The sequence below is a fragment of the Latilactobacillus parasakei genome, from assembly GCF_049674265.1.
Lineage (GTDB): Bacteria > Bacillota > Bacilli > Lactobacillales > Lactobacillaceae > Latilactobacillus > Latilactobacillus sakei.
Genome location: NZ_CP186861.1, coordinates 1,007,764 through 1,026,771 on the forward strand (window position 1 = coordinate 1,007,764; position 19,008 = coordinate 1,026,771).

The following is a 19,008-nucleotide window of genomic DNA, read 5'->3' on the forward strand; positions in this document are numbered from 1 at the left end:
TCATTTCAAAAGCCAAACATTGCACCTTTGGTTAAGTCCTCGACCGATTAGTACTAGTCCGCTCCATACATCGCTGTACTTCCACTCCTAGCCTATCTACCTGATCATCTTTCAGGGGTCTTACTTCCATAAAGGAATGGGAAATCTCATCTCGAGGGGGGCTTCACACTTAGATGCTTTCAGCGTTTATCCCTGCCATACATAGCTACCCAGCGATGCGCCTGGCGGCACAACTGGTACACCAGAGGTATGTCCATCCCGGTCCTCTCGTACTAAGGACAGCTCCTCTCAAATTTCCTGCGCCCGCGACGGATAGGGACCGAACTGTCTCACGACGTTCTGAACCCAGCTCGCGTACCGCTTTAATGGGCGAACAGCCCAACCCTTGGGACCGACTACAGCCCCAGGATGCGATGAGCCGACATCGAGGTGCCAAACCTCCCCGTCGATGTGGACTCTTGGGGGAGATAAGCCTGTTATCCCCAGGGTAGCTTTTATCCGTTGAGCGATGGCCCTTCCATACGGAACCACCGGATCACTAAGTCCGACTTTCGTCCCTGCTCGATTTGTCAATCTCACAGTCAAGCTCTCTTATACCTTTACACTCTACGAATGATTTCCAACCATTCTGAGAGAACCTTTGAGCGCCTCCGTTACACTTTAGGAGGCGACCGCCCCAGTCAAACTGCCCACCTGACACTGTCTCCCGCCACGCTAAGTGGCGCGGGTTAGAGTGGTCATACAGTTAGGGTAGTATCCCACCAACGCCTCAATCGAAACTAGCGTTCCGATTTCTACGGCTCCTACCTATCCTGTACAAACTGTACAAACACTCAATATCAAGCTACAGTAAAGCTCCATGGGGTCTTTCCGTCCTGTCGCGGGTAACCCGCATCTTCACGGGTATTATAATTTCACCGAGTCTCTCGTTGAGACAGTGCCCAAATCATTACGCCTTTCGTGCGGGTCGGAACTTACCCGACAAGGAATTTCGCTACCTTAGGACCGTTATAGTTACGGCCGCCGTTTACTGGGGCTTCAATTCTGGGCTTCGCTTGCGCTAACTCATCCTCTTAACCTTCCAGCACCGGGCAGGCGTCAGCCCCTATACGTCATCTTACGATTTTGCAGAGACCTGTGTTTTTGATAAACAGTTGTTTGGGCCTATTCACTGCGGCTGACCTGACGGTCAGCACCCCTTCTCCCGAAGTTACGGGGTCATTTTGCCGAGTTCCTTAACGAGAGTTCACTCGCTCACCTTAGGATATTCTCCTCGACCACCTGTGTCGGTTTACGGTACGGGTAGTTTATTTCTCACTAGAAGCTTTTCTTGGCAGTGTAACATCAGGAACTTCGCTACTTAATTTCGCTCCCCATCACAACTTGTCCTTAAAGAATCAAGCATTTCACTCAACTCAAGACTTGTTGCTTGGACACACATTTCCAGTCGTGTGCATTCCTTAGCTTCCTGCGTCCCTCCATCATTCAAACAAAATAAACTAGTACAGGAATATCAACCTGTTATCCATCGACTACGCCTCTCGGCCTCGCCTTAGGTCCCGACTAACCCTGGGAGGACGAGCCTTCCCCAGGAAACCTTAGTCATACGGTGGATCAGATTCTCACTGATCTTTCGCTACTCATGCCGGCATTCTCACTTCTAAGCGCTCCACTAGTCCTTACGATCTAGCTTCATCGCCCTTAGAACGCTCTCCTACCGCGGACACTTACGTGTCCACCCACAGTTTCGGTATTATGTTTAGCCCCGGTACATTTTCGGCGCAGCGGCACTCGACTAGTGAGCTATTACGCACTCTTTAAATGGTGGCTGCTTCTGAGCCAACATCCTAGTTGTCTGTGCACCGCCACATCCTTTTCCACTTAACATAAATTTTGGGACCTTAACTGGTGATCTGGGCTGTTTCCCTTTCGACTACGGATCTTATCACTCGCAGTCTGACTCCCGGAACTAAATCAATGGTATTCGGAGTTTATCTGAATTCAGTAACCCATGACGGGCCCCTAGTCCAAACAGTGCTCTACCTCCATGATCCAATATTCCGAGGCTAGCCCTAAAGCTATTTCGGAGAGAACCAGCTATCTCCAAGTTCGATTGGAATTTCACCGCTACCCACACCTCATCCCCGCCATTTTCAACTGACGTGGGTTCGGTCCTCCAGTGTGTTTTACCACACCTTCAACCTGGACATGGGTAGGTCACTTGGTTTCGGGTCTACATCTATATACTCACTCGCCCATTTCAGACTCGCTTTCGCTACGGCTCCAGCTTTTCACTTTAACCTCGCATATAAACGTAACTCGCCGGTTCATTCTACAAAAGGCACGCCATCACTCATTAACGAGCTTTGACTAATTGTAGGCACATGGTTTCAGGATCTATTTCACTCCCCTTCCGGGGTGCTTTTCACCTTTCCCTCACGGTACTGGTTCACTATCGGTCACTAGGGAGTATTTAGCCTTGGGAGATGGTCCTCCCGGATTCCGACGGAATTTCACGTGTTCCGCCGTACTCAGGATCCAGAACGGAGGTTAAGTTGTTTAATCTACGTGGTTATCACACTCTTTGACTCAGCTTCCCAGCTGATTCGATTACAACTTAACTTGGTAACTCCAAAGTTCTGTCCTACAACCCCAAGAAGCAAGCTTCTTGGTTTGGGCTCTTCCCCGTTCGCTCGCCGCTACTTAGGGAATCGATTTTTCTTTCTCTTCCTGAAGGTACTTAGATGTTTCAGTTCCCCTCGTCTACCTTCATTAAGCTATGTATTCACTTAATGATAATACTCGATTAAAAGTATTGGGTTCCCCCATTCGGAAATCTCCGGATCAAAGCTTACTTACAGCTCCCCGAAGCATATCGGTGTTAGTACCGTCCTTCATCGGCTCCTAGTGCCAAGGCATCCACCATGCGCCCTTTATAACTTAACCTATCTTTACCTACGGTAAAGGGTTATTATTTGAGTTTAGCGATATGAACTAATTCATATTTCTATTATTAAAAAACTCTTTAAAACGCAATGTTTTTCTCGGCTTTTAAAACTAATATATTACTTATTATCCAGTTTTCAAAGAACAAAGTTACGATGACTATTGTCATCAATGGAGGATAACGGGATCGAACCGATGACCTCCTGCGTGCAAAGCAGGCGCTCTCCCAGCTGAGCTAATCCCCCATAATGAAACTATTAAATTGGTACAATGGGCCTAAATGGACTCGAACCATCGACCTCACGCTTATCAGGCGTGCGCTCTAACCAGCTGAGCTATAGGCCCAAAAACGTCCTTAATGATGAGAGTAGACCTCTCAAAACTAAACAAAGTTTTGATTTCGCAAATGTACAAGGTTTTCCGTATTATTCCTTAGAAAGGAGGTGATCCAGCCGCAGGTTCTCCTACGGCTACCTTGTTACGACTTCACCCTAATCATCTGTCCCACCTTAGACGGCTGGCTCCCCGAAGGGTTACCTCACCGGCTTTGGGTGTTACAAACTCTCATGGTGTGACGGGCGGTGTGTACAAGGCCCGGGAACGTATTCACCGCGGCATGCTGATCCGCGATTACTAGCGATTCCGGCTTCATGTAGGCGAGTTGCAGCCTACAATCCGAACTGAGAATGGTTTTAAGAGATTAGCTAAACCTCGCGGTCTCGCAACTCGTTGTACCATCCATTGTAGCACGTGTGTAGCCCAGGTCATAAGGGGCATGATGATTTGACGTCGTCCCCACCTTCCTCCGGTTTGTCACCGGCAGTCTCACTAGAGTGCCCAACTTAATGCTGGCAACTAGTAATAAGGGTTGCGCTCGTTGCGGGACTTAACCCAACATCTCACGACACGAGCTGACGACAACCATGCACCACCTGTCACTTTGTCCCCGAAGGGAAAGCTCTATCTCTAGAGTGGTCAAAGGATGTCAAGACCTGGTAAGGTTCTTCGCGTTGCTTCGAATTAAACCACATGCTCCACCGCTTGTGCGGGCCCCCGTCAATTCCTTTGAGTTTCAACCTTGCGGTCGTACTCCCCAGGCGGAGTGCTTAATGCGTTAGCTGCGGCACTGAAGGGCGGAAACCCTCCAACACCTAGCACTCATCGTTTACGGCATGGACTACCAGGGTATCTAATCCTGTTTGCTACCCATGCTTTCGAGCCTCAGCGTCAGTTACAGACCAGACAGCCGCCTTCGCCACTGGTGTTCTTCCATATATCTACGCATTTCACCGCTACACATGGAGTTCCACTGTCCTCTTCTGCACTCAAGTTTCCCAGTTTCCGATGCACTTCTTCGGTTGAGCCGAAGGCTTTCACATCAGACTTAAGAAACCGCCTGCGCTCGCTTTACGCCCAATAAATCCGGACAACGCTTGCCACCTACGTATTACCGCGGCTGCTGGCACGTAGTTAGCCGTGGCTTTCTGGTTGGATACCGTCACTACCTGATCAGTTACTATCAGATACATTCTTCTCCAACAACAGAGTTTTACGATCCGAAAACCTTCTTCACTCACGCGGCGTTGCTCCATCAGACTTTCGTCCATTGTGGAAGATTCCCTACTGCTGCCTCCCGTAGGAGTCTGGGCCGTGTCTCAGTCCCAGTGTGGCCGATTACCCTCTCAGGTCGGCTATGCATCACGGTCTTGGTGAGCCTTTACCTCACCAACTAACTAATGCACCGCGGGTCCATCCTAAAGTGATAGCCGAAACCATCTTTCAACCCTACACCATGCGGTGTTAGGTTTTATGCGGTATTAGCATCTGTTTCCAAATGTTATCCCCCACTTTAGGGCAGGTTACCCACGTGTTACTCACCCGTCCGCCACTCACTCAAATGTTTATCAATCAGGAGCAAGCTCCTTCAATCTAAACGAGAGTGCGTTCGACTTGCATGTATTAGGCACGCCGCCAGCGTTCGTCCTGAGCCAGGATCAAACTCTCGATTAAAAGTTTGTAGCTCTTGTTTTGTTACTTAATTTATTTGCTAGCGAAATTGACTTCGCAAATATGTTGTGCCCCGAAGGGCGACCCTACACATTTGGTTTATCAAAACTTTGTTCAGTTTTCAAAGATCTACTGCGTTGAAACAGCTTAATTAATATATCATCTTTCGTACTAACTTGTCAAGAACTTTTTTTAAATATTTTTTGAATAAATATTCAAAACTTTTAAATTCGATGACGTTGTTTTTGATGATTATCAATTGCCTCGCTGACAACATAGACTACTATACCAACATTCCGATATATCGTCAAGCATTTATTTACATTTTTTTGAATAAAAATGTAAAAAGTTATAAAAACGGACATTTTTGAATAGATATGCAGTGATTGTCCGAATTAATTTAGGTGCGGAACGCCTGTTACTTCCAATTTATCAAGCAATTCCGTGATTTCACTAGGGTTTGCGAACCGATAACCCGATTTCGCAATTATTTGCAATTGTTCGTCATAGAATTCGGCCGGATGTTCACTCCATTGGAAGACAAAAAACGAAACATTCTCACCTTCAAGGTTAATATTGGCTAAATTAATCAATCTTAGCTCATTAACATCAATTTTAATCGTCGCTTTAATGGCATTTAAAACTGCAGCTAATGGTGTTTGATCTGAATCTTTATGTGTAGATAACATTTTATAGTCAGTATCAGCTTGTTTTTGTACTAAAAAATCATATTGACCTTGCTTTGTCTTGTACATGATTGTTCCTGCTACTTTAGCACTCATCTATTTACCCCTTTGGTTTAATTCTTCAATTGCTGCTTTAGTCCATCCCGGTAATCGCTCCGCAATCGGTGCAAAACCCGTTTGAATCCGACGGTTAGTCCAATAATGTTTCTTTGCTCGTTGCGGTAGTAGATCCTGTGCCTTATGAAGTGCACGTAATGACAAACTAATCTTATGCGTGTATTCATCAACATCTAACACTAATACATCTAATTGCTGTCCTACTGTAAATTGCTCGTCTAGTGCCTTCACAAAACCATGACCGCACTCCGAGATATGAATCAAGCCTTGAACTGATTCATCTAATGCCACAAAGACACCATACGGTTGAATCCCTGTTACGGTGCCTGTCACTTTTTGTCCAATTCGATAAACCATATTGTCCTCCAACTTTAATTATCCTATCTATTCTAATCCTTGTCCTTGGTAAAAGGCAAGCCATCTGAAACAACCTACCCTATCTTTATTAAAATCCAATAAAAAATACCCAGTTTACAAATCAACTGGGTATCATTTTTAGTTTTTGATTGAAATGTGGTTGATAACCACTGGATCAACAGGTTTGTCTTGCATCCCTGTTTCAACAGCATTAATTTCATTAACAACGTCCATGCCACTTAAAACTTGTCCAAAGACAGTATGTTTGTGATCTAACCAAGGTGTGCCACCCTTTTCGTAAGCTGCGATCACTTCTTCAGGATAGCCAGCACCTGGCATTTGAGACATCATGCTTGGGTTGATGTGTTCATTAGTCACGATAAAGAATTGGCTACCATTTGTATTAGGTCCAGCATTAGCCATTGATAGCGCACCGTTCAAGTTGAAAAGTTCTTGGCTAAATTCATCGCCAAAGGCTTGGCCCCATAAACTTTCGCCACCCATACCTGTACCTGTAGGATCGCCACCTTGAATCATGAAGTCGTTAATTACTCGGTGGAAGACGATACCGTCATAGTAATCTTTTTCAGCTAAGCCGATGAAGTTTTCAACCGTCTTAGGCGCTTGTTCTGGGAATAGCGCAACAGTGAATTCACCATGGTTGGTATCAAAAGTTGCTGTTGGTCCTGCAAAGTTTTCTAAATCTAATTGTGGAAATGTCATGATAGACCTCCTAAATGTTTTTAATTCACAGTATATAATAGCGAATTAATCTAGAAATTACTATTATTATTTCTTTTTAACATGCTTTCCTAATTTTTTTCTAGTATACTATTTCAGAAGTCTACTATAGAAGGAAGTTATCCTATGCTTGATCCTAACCATCTTTTTGATATTACCGTAATCGGTGGCGGTCCCGTTGGCATGTTTGCTGCTTACTACGCAGGCATGCGTAAAGCCGATGTGCAAATCATCGAGAGCCTCCCCGAACTAGGCGGCCAAGTCGCAACGCTCTATCCTGAAAAAGAAATCTTCGATGTGGCCGGTTTCAAAGGCATTACTGGTGCTCAGCTCACCGCTAACTTGGCTGAACAATTAGCCGTCTTTGAACCGACAACCCAACTAGAAACATCTGTTAAGGCGATATTACCCCAAGAAGACGGTACTTACATCCTAGAAACATCTAAAGGAACAACGCACACGCGCGGTGTGCTTATTGCCGTCGGGAATGGTGCCTTTACGCCCCGAAAACTAGCCGTTGATTATCAACCTGAATGGGAAAATAACTATATCCACTACTTCGCTAAAGAAATGGCACAGTTTAAAGATCAAACCGTAGCCGTTGCTGGTGGTGGCGATTCTGCGATTGATTGGGCCCTCATGCTCGAAAAAGTCGCCAAACAAGTCTATATCATCCACCGTCGTGATCAGTTCCGGGGTCTGGAAAGCAGTGTCGATGCTTTGATGAACTCTTCTATTCAAATTAAGACCCCATTTTTAATTGACGGTCTCACAGAGGTTGATCATCAACTCGCCCTTTCACTCAATAAAATGAAATCAACCGATCAAGAACAACTAGTTGTCGATAAATTACTCGTCAACTACGGTTTTATCTCCGATACACGGATTCTCCGTGATTGGGGCTTAACACTCAATCATCACCAAGTCAGCGTTAACCAACAAATGGCAACCAACTTACCAAACGTCTATGCGATTGGTGATATTGCTACCTATCCTGGTAAGGTGAAGTTAATTGCGAGTGGCTTTGGTGAAGCACCAGTTGCCGTGACCGAACTTTTAACCAAACTCTACCCTGAAAAGCGCCAACCACTTCACAGTACTTCTATTATGTAATTTAAAAGCGCACCGTCTGATCTCAAACGAGAATCAGGCAGTGCGCTTTTTTTATTATGATTTAGCTTTTCGGCTCTTTAATTGACTCTTAACCGCGGTGATGACCATTGGAATTAATGAAACGGCAATAATGCCTAAAACGACCAATGAGAAATGTTCCTTCACGACTGCGATGTTTCCGAAGAAGTAGCCGGCCCCACAACAAAGGACTACCCACAAGACACTCCCGATAACATCATACCGGAAGAACTTGCCAAATGACATTTGACTACCACCGGCGACAAATGGGACGAAGGTTCTAATAATTGGCATGAAACGGCCAATGGTAATCGTCTTGCCACCGTACTTGTTAAAGAAGACCTGGGCCTCTTCAATCTTTTCAGTATTGATAAACTTCCCGAAGAAACGGCTCTTAGTTGCAGCCATCCCGACTCTTTTACCAATTTGTTCGTTTAAAGAATCGCCCGCAATTGCGGCAACTAAGAATAATGCGGCAAATACCCAGATATTCAAATCATTATCTGTTCGAGCCGCTAAAGCAGCTGCGGCAAATAATAATGAATCCCCCGGTAGAAACGGTAAGATGACTGCCCCGGTTTCTACAAAAATAATCGCAAACAAAATCACATACGTCCAATTGCCAAACTGATTGACAATATTGACCAGATGCGCGTCGATATGTAACACAAAATCAATTAACTGCGTCATGTTGATACTCCTATATTTTCATTTGTCGGTACTCACTTTTCTAGCATACCGAATATTAATCCTAAAACAAGCATCATTAGAGCTTCTTAACAAATTTTCAATGACTTCTTTGCCCGCCACAAAATAATCAGAAAAAGACCTTCGAGGATGACAAAAAAGCAGATAAAGCACAGCATAAAATACTGCTCGGGTAACACTAGAATAATGGGATCTAACAGCGGGTCAAACTGCCAGTCGAGGTTGCGAAATAGTAATTCATGAAATAACACGAAAAAGCGATCAAAGCTAACACTGGCAATCAACCCAATTACAATCGGCATAACCAGCGCGACTTGCATCGGGCGAATATAGCGCCATTGCCTCCCCGACTTAAAATCACGCCGCCAGCCTCTCAGTGCCGGCACAATCGTCACCAGGAAAATGACCGCCGTTAATAAGAAGAGGTGTTTAACTTCCTTAAAATGCGCCAAGCCATTTGCTGACATCTTGAAATGTGGCAACACTAGCGATTGTCCCCCCGGCAAAACCAAATAACGCATCAAGCGGTTAAACTCGTGCATTAACGTCGCTTGGCTCATCTGCATTTGCGCCGCTAAATGAAGCTGCCGGCTTACCAAGTCATAACTCAACCAACCGATGGCAATCGCCGCTAGAATGCTTCCACTAACGATACTGAGATAAAAAACTAGCCAGTTACCCGTTTTTTTAACGCCGCTTAAACTTCCCATTCGGCTAAACTATTAATAATATGCGTTGGTTGCGCCGTGACTTTTGCCAAATCAGCCGGTGTTGAAACGCCCGTATAAACTAATAAGGTTGCCATTTCAGCATTTAAGCCCGCTTTGATGTCTGTATTATAGTTATCGCCGACCATTACCACTTGGTCCTTGGTTAACCCAAATTGTTCGAGTGCCATTTCCATAATGATTTTTTCTGGTTTACCGATATAAAGCGCTGATTGTTGTGTTGCGCGTTCAACTAAGGCAATCACTGAACCTGCACCAGGCACTAAGCCACGTTCATTAGGTAAATTGGTATCGGCATTCGTCCCAATAAAAAGAGCGCCGCGTTTAATCGCGAGCGTTGCCAATTCAAATTTGTGGTAAGTGACATCGTAGTCTAAGCCAACCACCACGTAGTCTGGATCATATTCGTTAGTTCTAAAACCAGCATCTAATAAAGCTTGTTTCAAACCAATTTCGCCGATGACATACACTGTCTTGCCATTTGCTTGACCGCCATTTAGGTTTAACAAATAACGCGCCGTTGCCAATGATGGGGTGTAAACTTGGTCTTCGGTTGCATGAATATCATGGTTATCTGCTAAATTTTTGATCACCGCTGCGGGTGATTTAGTGGTGTTATTCGTTAAAAACATAAAAGGGATGTTCTTAGCTTGGAGCCGTTCAATAAAATCACGTGCTTCTGGCATCTGTTCGCTACCGCGATAAACTGTCCCGTCTAAATCGATTAAATAGCCTGCGTAGTTTGTTTTTGTCATTTAGTTACTCACTTTCCAGTTTCCTTTGGGGAATTACTCTCTAATGGTCGAATCTTAAAGTGGCGCTTATTAACGGATTTTTTATTCTCCGTGACCGCTTTTTGCGGCTGTTCTTTAGTCACTTTTTGATTAGGTGTTACTTTACGTTCCGTGAAGCCTTGCTTTTGCCGGCGTTGTTTCTGTGGTCCTCGCCGGCGATTACTACGGCGATTTTCATTGCGAATCTGTGGTTTACCTTGTCGTTCTAAGACAAAATAGGCACAACCAAAATTACAATATTCATATAGGTAGTCTTGGAGTGTATCAATTAATTGATCCTTATTGGCCCGTCGATTAGTTGATTTGTAGAATCCCTTAAGGCGTAGTTGTTCAAAACCCCAGTCCGCCACAATATAATCGTACTTCGCAAGAACCTCGTTATAGCGTTCGTTTAGCTTTTCAGCATCAAAACCATCGCGATAATTGGCGACCACTTCATAGGCACACTTATCGATATCAATCATGGTTTCACTCTTAACAACGACGTGCTGTGGTACTTCCGGTTGTTTAGCCGCTGCAATCATCTCTTTTTCAAGCGCCCGAGTTACCTTCTTGGCAATCTTCGGTTTTGTTTTTGTATCCGCCACGGCGAACCTCCTCTTCCCTTAAACGGGATATTTTTGTGTTAAATAGGTAGCAACTGCATTTCTCAGAAAATCAGGGAACATAATTTCAGTCTCCCCGACAATTTCAATGGTTGGGAAAAACGGAATAAAGAGGTAATGATCAACTGTCGTCAACGTATAGCTAGCTTCAGGATCAATCTCCTGGCCATGCCAAAAGACGCGGCGCAATGTCATATCCACTGTAATCCCATCATAAACGATGTCTCCAAAGATTTTACCACGGAAACTCATCCCTTTAATCGGGAACTTACGTAAGAATAACCTATTTTTCTCCATTTCTAAAACCAACCGCCATAAATCGTAGCCCTTTAAAGTGACTTTAATCAAATGCATCGGATGCGGTAATTGACTCTGCAGGTCATCTTTGGTGACCAAACCTGCTTCGAGCCCGCCTAAAAATAGGCCGGTGTTCAAAACAGCGGCTTCTGTTTGCGTTGCCGCTTCAATCGCTTTTAACCCGGCCGTCATCATCGGTGACTCTCCAATGGTAGCAATCGGCAGTACTTCTGGCAAGTCAGCCACCACTTGAGCAGCCAATTGGGCATGTCCTTGCGCTAAATAACCCGCAATTTCAGCTTCATTCGCCGCTTCTTCTGGTAAATCGGCCGTCAAGACAGTACGGGCCTTCCGGTCAACCGGATGATGGTTCTCATCGAGCGTTAACGTGATATCGCCAATATAATGACCGTACTTTTCAGCAGCTGTCAATAGCGTTTGATTCACCATCAAGCCGTCTTTTAGAAGATGATGCGTGTGAGCGCCGCAGATAACGTCGATTTCAGGATAGTGTTCTGCCAACCATTGATCTGTGGTTAAGCCCAGATGTGATAGTAATACTAAGACATCGTACTGTCCCTCAATTTGCGCCAGTAATTGTGGCATTTCTTCACTAATTGTGACAGGATCCCAACCATTAGGTCGATATGTCAAAAAGAATGGCGCCGTTAATCCGACAACCGCAATCCGCGTCCCTTGATCAGTTGTGATAATGCGGTACGGTTGCGCAAATTTAGCGAGGGTGTTTGTGGATTGTTCATAGAGATTTGCTAACAATACGGGGAAATTCGCATGATCGTATAGATGTTCCAACTGTGCATGACTATTGCCAATGCCTTCATTATTACCAATTGTCACACCATCATAACCAATTTGATTCAATAGTGCCGTATTAATCTGACCATCTGTTGCTTCAGTTAAGGGGTGACTGCGATCCATTGCATCCCCGATATCAAACGTTAAGACCGTTTCACCTTTTTGCCGATAGGCCGCTTGGTGGGCTAACAAGAAGCGGCGCATTCGAGGCCAATTTTCAAAATGCGAGTGTAAGTCGTTCGTGTGTAAGATGTGAATAGTTTCCATTTTGTCATCCTCTTATTTTAATTGCGTTAACGCCTTTTGTTTTGCCGTCAAGATTGCCTCAATCTCCGCTACTGATAAAGGCGTCCCAAATGGTAGCGGTGCTTTCAATAATTCACGTTCTGGTGCGTCAATCCCCACGTTGATATTCTCAGCAATTGGCAACATATTGTGGTGAATGTGGCCATGCAAGTTAACCGTTTGGCTAACTTTACCGAGTAACAGCGGATAATGGGTTAAGAAATACTGCCGATGATTAATCTTAATTAGCGCCCCGACATCGACAAATTGGTAATGCGGGTGTGCCTCTGTCCCTGGATCGTGCTTCTTCAAATATTTAAAGAAGGCGCGGTTGTCATGATTGCCCTTCACCAGAATAATCTGACCATTCAATGCGCCGAGCAAAGCATTAACATGCGCAAAAGCACTCGGTTTATTCGGGACTAATGCAACGTCTCCTAATAGGTAAACCTGATCCTCCGATTGAACACGCTGGTTCCAATTAGTCACAATCGTTTCATTCATGGTGGCCACATCCGCAAACGGTCGTGGCGCAAAGTCATTCATCCCGAGTAATTCTTTATGATAGAAATGGGTATCCGCTGTAAAATAAATCATTTTATCAACCACCTAGCCAATATGATTTGCTTTTAAGACTTCTTTAAAAGCCTCTTCGACAGGCCCCGGTGTTTTCGCCCATTCTTCCCATTCTGTAAAATCAACAGCGGGCATCGTATAAGTCTCATTAATATAGTCTTCGTAAGTTTGAACGGCATTAGAATGGGGAATGTTTAATTGCAAAATCCGCACACCCTTAATTAACCCGTGATTGGCAGCAAGTTCTGCCCGACCATTCATAAAAATATTGCCTAACTCATAGTACGTCGAACCGTCTAAGCGTGTAATTTCTTCAATAATATCAAACACTTGTTGTTTCTCTGCCATAGTGTAACTCCCTATTCTTATCCGATTTCAGTTACGTTCATTTTACCAATATGTACGCAAAAAAACCACTATCCGTAGACAGTGGTTGGCATAAGAGAGAAAGAGAATTGATAAAAAGGTAATTGCATAAGTACCTTACAGACATAATATACCGCTCAATGTAAGCGTTGTCAATTATTATTTAGTAATAATTCGATTAATTTATAAACTGGTTCTTGTTCGATGATAGGTTTTTTAGAAAAATAATGGTATCTTAATTAGTAGTTTTAAATTTAATTAGGAGGCCGTTAACTTTGTTAAAGTCCAAATCACAACTGGGCATCGTGCTCTTTTGCTGCTTTTACTTTCTCTTATTATCTGGCTTTACAGTTGTTGGTCATCGCGGTGATCCCATTAATGCCCCGGAAGAAACATTCCAGAGTATTGATATGGCCTTTTCACAAGGGGCCAACTACGTCGAACTCGATTTACATGAGTCCCAAGATGGCGTCTTAGTCATCTCGCACGACCGTAATCTAAAGCGTGTCACCGGTGTCGACACCATCGTTTCTCAAAATACGTTTGCCAAATTAAGTACACTTAAGATGAGTAATGGCGAGCCGGTCCACAGCGTCGAACAATTATTTCAACACTATCAGAATAACCCCAATGCAAAATTCTTAATTGAAACCAAGAAAACCAAAAAGGGTAACCCGCAGGATATGGAAGCCAAATTAGTCGCGCTCATTCAGAAATATCACTTGCAAAAGCGGATCATGGTCCATTCCTTCTCGTTACCGAGCTTAATCAATATGCAAAAACTAATGCCCGAGATTCCCCGCATTTTTATCGTGGGCAGTCTTAAGCGGATTTCATTTGAAAGCTTCAAATATGCGGATGGGATTAACATTTCTTCCGAATTAGTGACGCCGACAATTATCAAACAATTGCATTACCTCCACCAAAAAGTTTACGTCTGGAATGAAATGGCCGAAAATCAGGCCACTTGGAACTGGCTCGTTAACCTTGACGTGGATGGTGTGGTCACTAATTATCCCGCGTTAGGTCGTCATTACCAAGCCGCTCAAGATCAATCCCAGATTGAATCCTTAGAAACGACTGGTCAGGTCAACAGCGTTCACGACTTACCGACCGTTGAAAATCCCTACGAACAAGTGCCCACTAAAGCACCTGCTAAGGCTGGTCATCGCTACAACGTAACCCAAACCGTCACGGTTGCCGATCAGACCTATTATCGGATTGGCACTAACCGGTTTGTATTAAGCGACGCGATTAATGTTGGCCAAACCGCACAAGCAGCTTCCTTATTGGTAGGCAAAACAGCGCAGATCAAACCCAATCCGATGACTGTTGCGACTTGGAACAGTCCCTTACATCCGACCCAGACAACCGGTCAGCTGCTAGCTAATAGTCGACACAAAATATTAGCCGTTCGCTATGTCGGCAATCAAGTTTGGCTCCAAACAACATCTGGTTGGTTCAAAAGTCGCCAAGCACTGATTCAATTGGACACTAATACCGACTTACCAACCGTTGCTTTAGTTTATTACCGGCAATTGCCCAAACAACTCCGCCCCACAAACCTACTATTAAAACATTCCTTTTTTAACACTAAATTCTAACAAGGCAGGCTATTATGACAATCGACCACGATCAACTGATTCGCTCCGTGCAAAAAACACTTCCGAAAGAAGACACGCTCGATCATATCTCAACACTTTTTAAAATTCTCGGCGATAAGACCCGCGCTAAAATTCTATACGCTCTCTTCCAATCAGAATTACGGGTTTACGATATCGTCAGCGTTTTAGAGATGTCACAATCTTCTATCTCGCATCAACTACGGGTACTCAAACAAGCAAAGCTCGTTAAGAGTCGCAAAGAAGGCAAAGAAGTTTACTACTCACTTGCCGACAACCATGTGATTAACATCTTCTCACAAGTCATCGCGCACGTTAACGAACACTAATTATTAAAAGAGGCTGCAGCAAATTAATTTTTGCTGTAGCCTCTTTTTGGTCTGAATTACTATAAACTAACCGGGTTGCATTTTATAGGTGACGGTGTTATCTTATAGGTAACATATGAATATATGCTCATATGTATATCTAATTCGTAAATATAACGATTTAGATCCGAATTGACGGTTCATTAACCAATAAGGAGGACTCATCAATGACACAAATTCAATTAGCAGGTATCGATTGTGCCGCCTGCGCTACCAAAATCGAAACAAACGTTCAAAAATTGCCGCAAGTCCAAGATTGCGCAGTTAACTTTGCGACGCAAAAACTGAGTTATGAATTAACCGGTGATCAGGCCGCCACCGCATTTGAATTGGAGCTCCAACAATTGTTAACGACAATTGAACCAGATGTCACCATTCAAAAATCATTACCAACTGACGGTCAAACGCCCCCTAAGAAATTCAAATTTAATCTAAACTTGATTCGAATTATCATCAGTGGACTCTTATTATTAGGGAGCTACGTCTTACCACTTAGTCAACCATTATTAATCGGCCTATTGCTAGTTGCTTTTGTCCTCATCGGTTACGATATTATCTGGACAGCCGTCCGAAATATCCTTCACGGCCAATGGTTCGACGAAAACTTTCTAATGACCGTTGCCACCATTGGGGCCTTTGGGATTGGCGAATATGCCGAAGCAGTTGGCGTAATGCTGTTCTACCAAGTCGGTGAATATTTCCAAAGTTTAGCGATCAATCGCTCACGGGATTCAATTGCCAGTTTAGTTGCGATTAAACCGACTTTTGCCAATCTCCAAACTAGTCAAGGCCTCCAACAAGTCGCGCCTGAAGCCGTGCCAGTTGGGGCAACCATTTTAATTAAACCTGGTGAAAAAGTACCCCTAGATGGGACCGTCATTGCGGGTAATAGTTTTGTCGATACCGCTGCGGTCACCGGTGAATCGGTGCCTCGTTCATTTAACGTTGGCGACACCCTCTTGAGTGGCAGCATTAATCAATCCGGTCTTTTGACCCTTCAAGTCACAAAACCTTACGCTGACTCGACGGTCGCTAAGATTTTAGACCTGGTTGAAAATGCCAGCAGCCAAAAAGCGCCGACTGAAAACTTCATCACCCGCTTCGCGAAAGTCTATACCCCAATCGTGGTAGGCTTTGCCGTATTATTAGCAGTTGTGCCACCACTCTTTTTAGCACACCCCTTCTCAGATTGGCTCTACCGGGCACTCATCTTCTTAGTAATTTCTTGTCCATGTGCGTTAGTGATTTCAATTCCGCTCGGCTTTTTTGCCGGCATTGGGACTGCTTCTAAAAATGGCATTCTGGTCAAAGGGAGCAATTACCTCGAAGCTTTAAACGATGTGCGGACGGTTGTTTTCGATAAAACCGGGACGTTAACCCAAGGCAGTTTTACCGTTACAGCAATTCACGCTGTCGATCATCAACCAGAACGTTTACTCGCACTAGCCGCTTTAGCAGAACAACACTCAACACATCCGATTGCACAATCTATCATTGCTGCTAATCAAGCACCACTCAATCAAACACTAAGTGCGGTCACGGAAGTTGCTGGTCACGGTGTCAGTGCAACCCTGGACGACCAACCCCTAAAAGTGGGTAAAGCTAGCTGGCTCAAGGAACAAGGCTTAATACCACTCACCCCTACTGAAGTTGGTACTGCGGTGCACATTGCTTATGGCACTGATTATCTTGGTTACCTCGTTATTTCAGATCAGCTTAAAAAAGATGCTGCCACAGCGATTGCACAACTGAAAAAAGTCGGCATCCGCCAAACGATGATGCTAACTGGTGATAACGACGCAATCGCTAAACAAGTCAGCCAATCATTGGGAATTGATCGTTATCAAAGCGAACTACTCCCCCAAGACAAGGTGGCTACTTTAGCCAGCCTGACTGATGACCGTGCGCAAAACGGCAAAGTGGCCTTCGTTGGTGACGGGATTAATGATACCCCCGTTCTTGCTCGGGCCGATGTCGGTGTTGCGATGGGTGGTTTAGGTTCCGACGCTGCAATTGAAGCGGCCGATATCGTTTTGATGTCCGATGAACCCACTAAGTTAGCAACTGCCATCGATATTGCCCGTTTCACCCGCAAAATCGTCTGGCAAAACATTGCTTTTGCGCTCATCGTTAAAGCAATCTTCTTATTACTAGGCGCATTTGGCATTGCAACCATGTGGGAAGCCGTTTTTGCAGACGTTGGCGTAACCCTGATTGCCATTTTAAACGCCTTACGTATTATGAGAAAATCGAACTAATTCACATTTGAGATTAGTTTCACATAATAGATACATTAATAAAAGAACGACCGTTAAAAGTAATTGTCAACGGCCGTTCTTTTTTAGTAGGAAGCGCTTTTTAATTGTGAGCAAATATGCTAGAATGAGGTTATCCTAATTTTAGATTAACCGCACCTTGGTTAAAATTTAACAAAGAAAGCTGGGACTGCAATGACATTGAATTGGCAACAAGAAGCGGCAAAGTATAAGGATCAAATGCTTACCGACTTAACAAGTTTACTCAAGATTAATAGCGCGCGTGACGTTGAACATAAAGAAGACGATGCACCGCTTGGCCCTGGCCCTCGTGATGCTTTGCTACAAATGTTAGCAATTGCTGATCGTGACGGTTTTACAACTAAAAACATCGAAAACGTTGCTGGCCGGATTGAATTTGGTAGTGGTGACGAAATTTTTGGTATCTTAGGTCACGTTGACGTGGTTCCTGCCGGTGACGGTTGGGAAACAAATCCTTTTGAACCAGTTATCAAAGACGGCAAGATTTATGCCCGTGGTTCTTCAGATGACAAAGGCCCATCAATTGCAGCATACTATGCACTTAAATTATTAAAAGACAACGATATTAAATTGAACAAAAAAGTTCACTTCATTTTCGGGACTGACGAAGAAAGTGAATGGGTTGGTATCAACCGTTACCTAGAAGTTGAACCAAAACCTGATTTTGCTATCTCACCAGATGCTAACTTCCCAATCATCAATGGTGAAAAAGGGATTGTGTCATACATGATCACTTTCAAACCGGTTGATGGCGCTGATGGCGAAATGACATTGGTAAGCTTCAAGTCTGGTTTACGTGCTAACATGGTTCCTCAAACTGCTAAGGCAATCTTAACTGGTACAATGCCAGCTGATTTCCAAGCTAAGTTTGATGCTTATGTAGCTGAACATAAACTACAAGGTACAATCACAACTGATGGTGACCAAACAGTAATCGACTTAATCGGTAAAGGCTCACATGCCCAAGAACCTAAAGCTGGTGTAAATGCTGCAACTCACTTGGCAACATTCTTAGCTGACTTTGCATTAGATGCTAAAGGCGGCAACTACATCGGTACAATCGCGCGTTTAATGCACGAAGACTCACGTGGTCACCTCTTAAACATCAACCATACAGACGATGTGATGGGTGATTTAACAGCTTGTCCTGCTGTCTTCAACTACACACAAGACGGTGTTGCATCTGTTCTCTTGAACGTTCGCTACCCTAAAGGTGTAACTGATGAAAGCACACGCGAAGGCCTTGCTAAGACACTTAGTGATGTTGCCGACGTGACAATCGAAGGCCATGCACAAGGCCCTCACTATGTTCCTGGTGATGACGAATTAGTGGCAACTTTATTACAAGTCTTTGAAGATCAAACAGGTCTTAAAGGTCACGAACAAGTTATCGGTGGTGGCACATACGGTCGGATCTTAGAACGTGGTGTTGCTTTCGGTGCTTTACCAGAAGAACGCGAAAATGTTATGCATCAAGCAAATGAATACATGCATATCGAAGATATCATGAACGCTATTGCTATCTATGCAGACGCAATTTATCGTTTAACACGTTAAAACT

The 19,008-nt window shown here is 44.2% G+C and carries 15 protein-coding genes, 2 tRNA genes and 2 rRNA genes; 5 read left to right on the forward strand and 14 right to left on the reverse strand.

What is annotated here, in order from left to right:
• Positions 1-27: 27 nt before the first annotated feature.
• The 7 genes from ACPBEH_RS05345 to ACPBEH_RS05375 all read right to left on the reverse strand — a co-directional run bounded on the left by ACPBEH_RS05345 (position 28) and on the right by ACPBEH_RS05375 (position 6,836).
• A 23S ribosomal RNA gene (locus ACPBEH_RS05345) occupies positions 28-2,946 on the reverse strand.
• A 172-nt stretch (positions 2,947-3,118) separates the two neighbouring features.
• Positions 3,119-3,191 (reverse strand) — tRNA-Ala (locus ACPBEH_RS05350).
• Positions 3,192-3,217: 26 nt separating this feature from the next.
• Positions 3,218-3,291 (reverse strand) — tRNA-Ile (locus ACPBEH_RS05355).
• A gap of 91 nt (positions 3,292-3,382) precedes the next feature.
• Positions 3,383-4,956: ribosomal RNA gene (locus tag ACPBEH_RS05360) — 16S ribosomal RNA — on the reverse strand.
• Together the 16S and 23S rRNA genes with 2 tRNA genes alongside form the textbook arrangement of a ribosomal RNA operon.
• A 392-nt stretch (positions 4,957-5,348) precedes the next feature.
• Positions 5,349-5,735 (reverse strand): hypothetical protein, encoded by a 387-nt coding sequence (locus tag ACPBEH_RS05365; RefSeq protein WP_424349972.1) that lies wholly within the window; start codon positions 5,733-5,735, stop codon positions 5,349-5,351.
• A complete protein-coding gene (locus ACPBEH_RS05370; protein WP_011374146.1) occupies positions 5,736-6,113 on the reverse strand; it encodes a CvfD/Ygs/GSP13 family RNA-binding post-transcriptional regulator in 378 nt (125 codons plus the stop codon).
• 138 nt (positions 6,114-6,251) lie between these two features.
• A complete protein-coding gene (locus ACPBEH_RS05375) occupies positions 6,252-6,836 on the reverse strand; it encodes a peptidylprolyl isomerase (RefSeq protein WP_424349973.1) in 585 nt (194 codons plus the stop codon).
• 144 nt (positions 6,837-6,980) lie between these two features.
• On the opposite strand from ACPBEH_RS05375, the gene ACPBEH_RS05380 reads away from it, so the two are divergent.
• Positions 6,981-7,967: an NAD(P)/FAD-dependent oxidoreductase gene (locus ACPBEH_RS05380; RefSeq protein WP_424349974.1), complete on the forward strand. Its 987-nt coding sequence runs from the start codon at positions 6,981-6,983 to the stop codon at positions 7,965-7,967.
• A gap of 54 nt (positions 7,968-8,021) precedes the next feature.
• On the opposite strand, the gene ACPBEH_RS05385 is transcribed toward ACPBEH_RS05380, so the two are convergent.
• The 7 genes from ACPBEH_RS05385 to ACPBEH_RS05415 all read right to left on the reverse strand — a co-directional run bounded on the left by ACPBEH_RS05385 (position 8,022) and on the right by ACPBEH_RS05415 (position 13,142).
• The gene (locus ACPBEH_RS05385) at positions 8,022-8,675 is read right to left on the reverse strand and encodes a VTT domain-containing protein (protein WP_011374143.1); all 654 of its coding nucleotides are present in this window, start codon (positions 8,673-8,675) and stop codon (positions 8,022-8,024) included.
• Between the two features lie 86 nt (positions 8,676-8,761).
• Complete coding sequence (locus ACPBEH_RS05390; RefSeq protein ID WP_424349975.1) at positions 8,762-9,403, reverse strand: TIGR01906 family membrane protein; 642 nt, start codon at positions 9,401-9,403, stop codon at positions 8,762-8,764.
• Entirely contained in the window at positions 9,391-10,176 is a 786-nt protein-coding gene (locus ACPBEH_RS05395) for a TIGR01457 family HAD-type hydrolase (RefSeq protein ID WP_011374141.1), read from the reverse strand. Before ACPBEH_RS05395 ends, ACPBEH_RS05390 begins: the two co-directional genes overlap by 13 nt.
• Positions 10,177-10,184: 8 nt before the next feature.
• Entirely contained in the window at positions 10,185-10,802 is a 618-nt protein-coding gene (locus ACPBEH_RS05400) for a YutD family protein (RefSeq protein WP_011374140.1), read from the reverse strand.
• Positions 10,803-10,820: 18 nt separating this feature from the next.
• On the reverse strand, positions 10,821-12,200 hold the full coding sequence (locus ACPBEH_RS05405; RefSeq protein ID WP_424349976.1) for a bifunctional metallophosphatase/5'-nucleotidase: 1,380 nt from the start codon (positions 12,198-12,200) through the stop codon (positions 10,821-10,823).
• Positions 12,201-12,212: 12 nt separating this feature from the next.
• On the reverse strand, positions 12,213-12,815 hold the full coding sequence (locus ACPBEH_RS05410; RefSeq protein WP_424349977.1) for a metallophosphoesterase: 603 nt from the start codon (positions 12,813-12,815) through the stop codon (positions 12,213-12,215).
• Between the two features lie 12 nt (positions 12,816-12,827).
• Entirely contained in the window at positions 12,828-13,142 is a 315-nt protein-coding gene (locus ACPBEH_RS05415) for a hypothetical protein (protein WP_424349978.1), read from the reverse strand.
• Between the two features lie 293 nt (positions 13,143-13,435).
• Here ACPBEH_RS05415 and ACPBEH_RS05420 point away from each other — a divergent pair, with 293 nt between their 5' ends.
• From ACPBEH_RS05420 to pepV, 4 genes are all read left to right on the forward strand, one after another.
• A complete protein-coding gene (locus ACPBEH_RS05420; RefSeq protein WP_424349979.1) occupies positions 13,436-14,764 on the forward strand; it encodes a glycerophosphodiester phosphodiesterase in 1,329 nt (442 codons plus the stop codon).
• Between the two features lie 14 nt (positions 14,765-14,778).
• Positions 14,779-15,111 carry an ArsR/SmtB family transcription factor gene (locus tag ACPBEH_RS05425; protein WP_011374135.1) on the forward strand — a complete coding sequence of 111 codons (333 nt, stop codon included), beginning with the start codon at positions 14,779-14,781 and terminating at the stop codon, positions 15,109-15,111.
• 206 nt (positions 15,112-15,317) lie between these two features.
• Positions 15,318-17,408, forward strand: a complete 2,091-nt coding sequence (locus tag ACPBEH_RS05430; RefSeq protein WP_424349980.1) for a heavy metal translocating P-type ATPase — start codon at positions 15,318-15,320, stop codon at positions 17,406-17,408.
• 192 nt (positions 17,409-17,600) lie between these two features.
• Positions 17,601-19,004 (forward strand): dipeptidase PepV, encoded by a 1,404-nt coding sequence (gene pepV / locus ACPBEH_RS05435; protein WP_424349981.1) that lies wholly within the window; start codon positions 17,601-17,603, stop codon positions 19,002-19,004.
• Positions 19,005-19,008 lie beyond the last annotated feature (4 nt).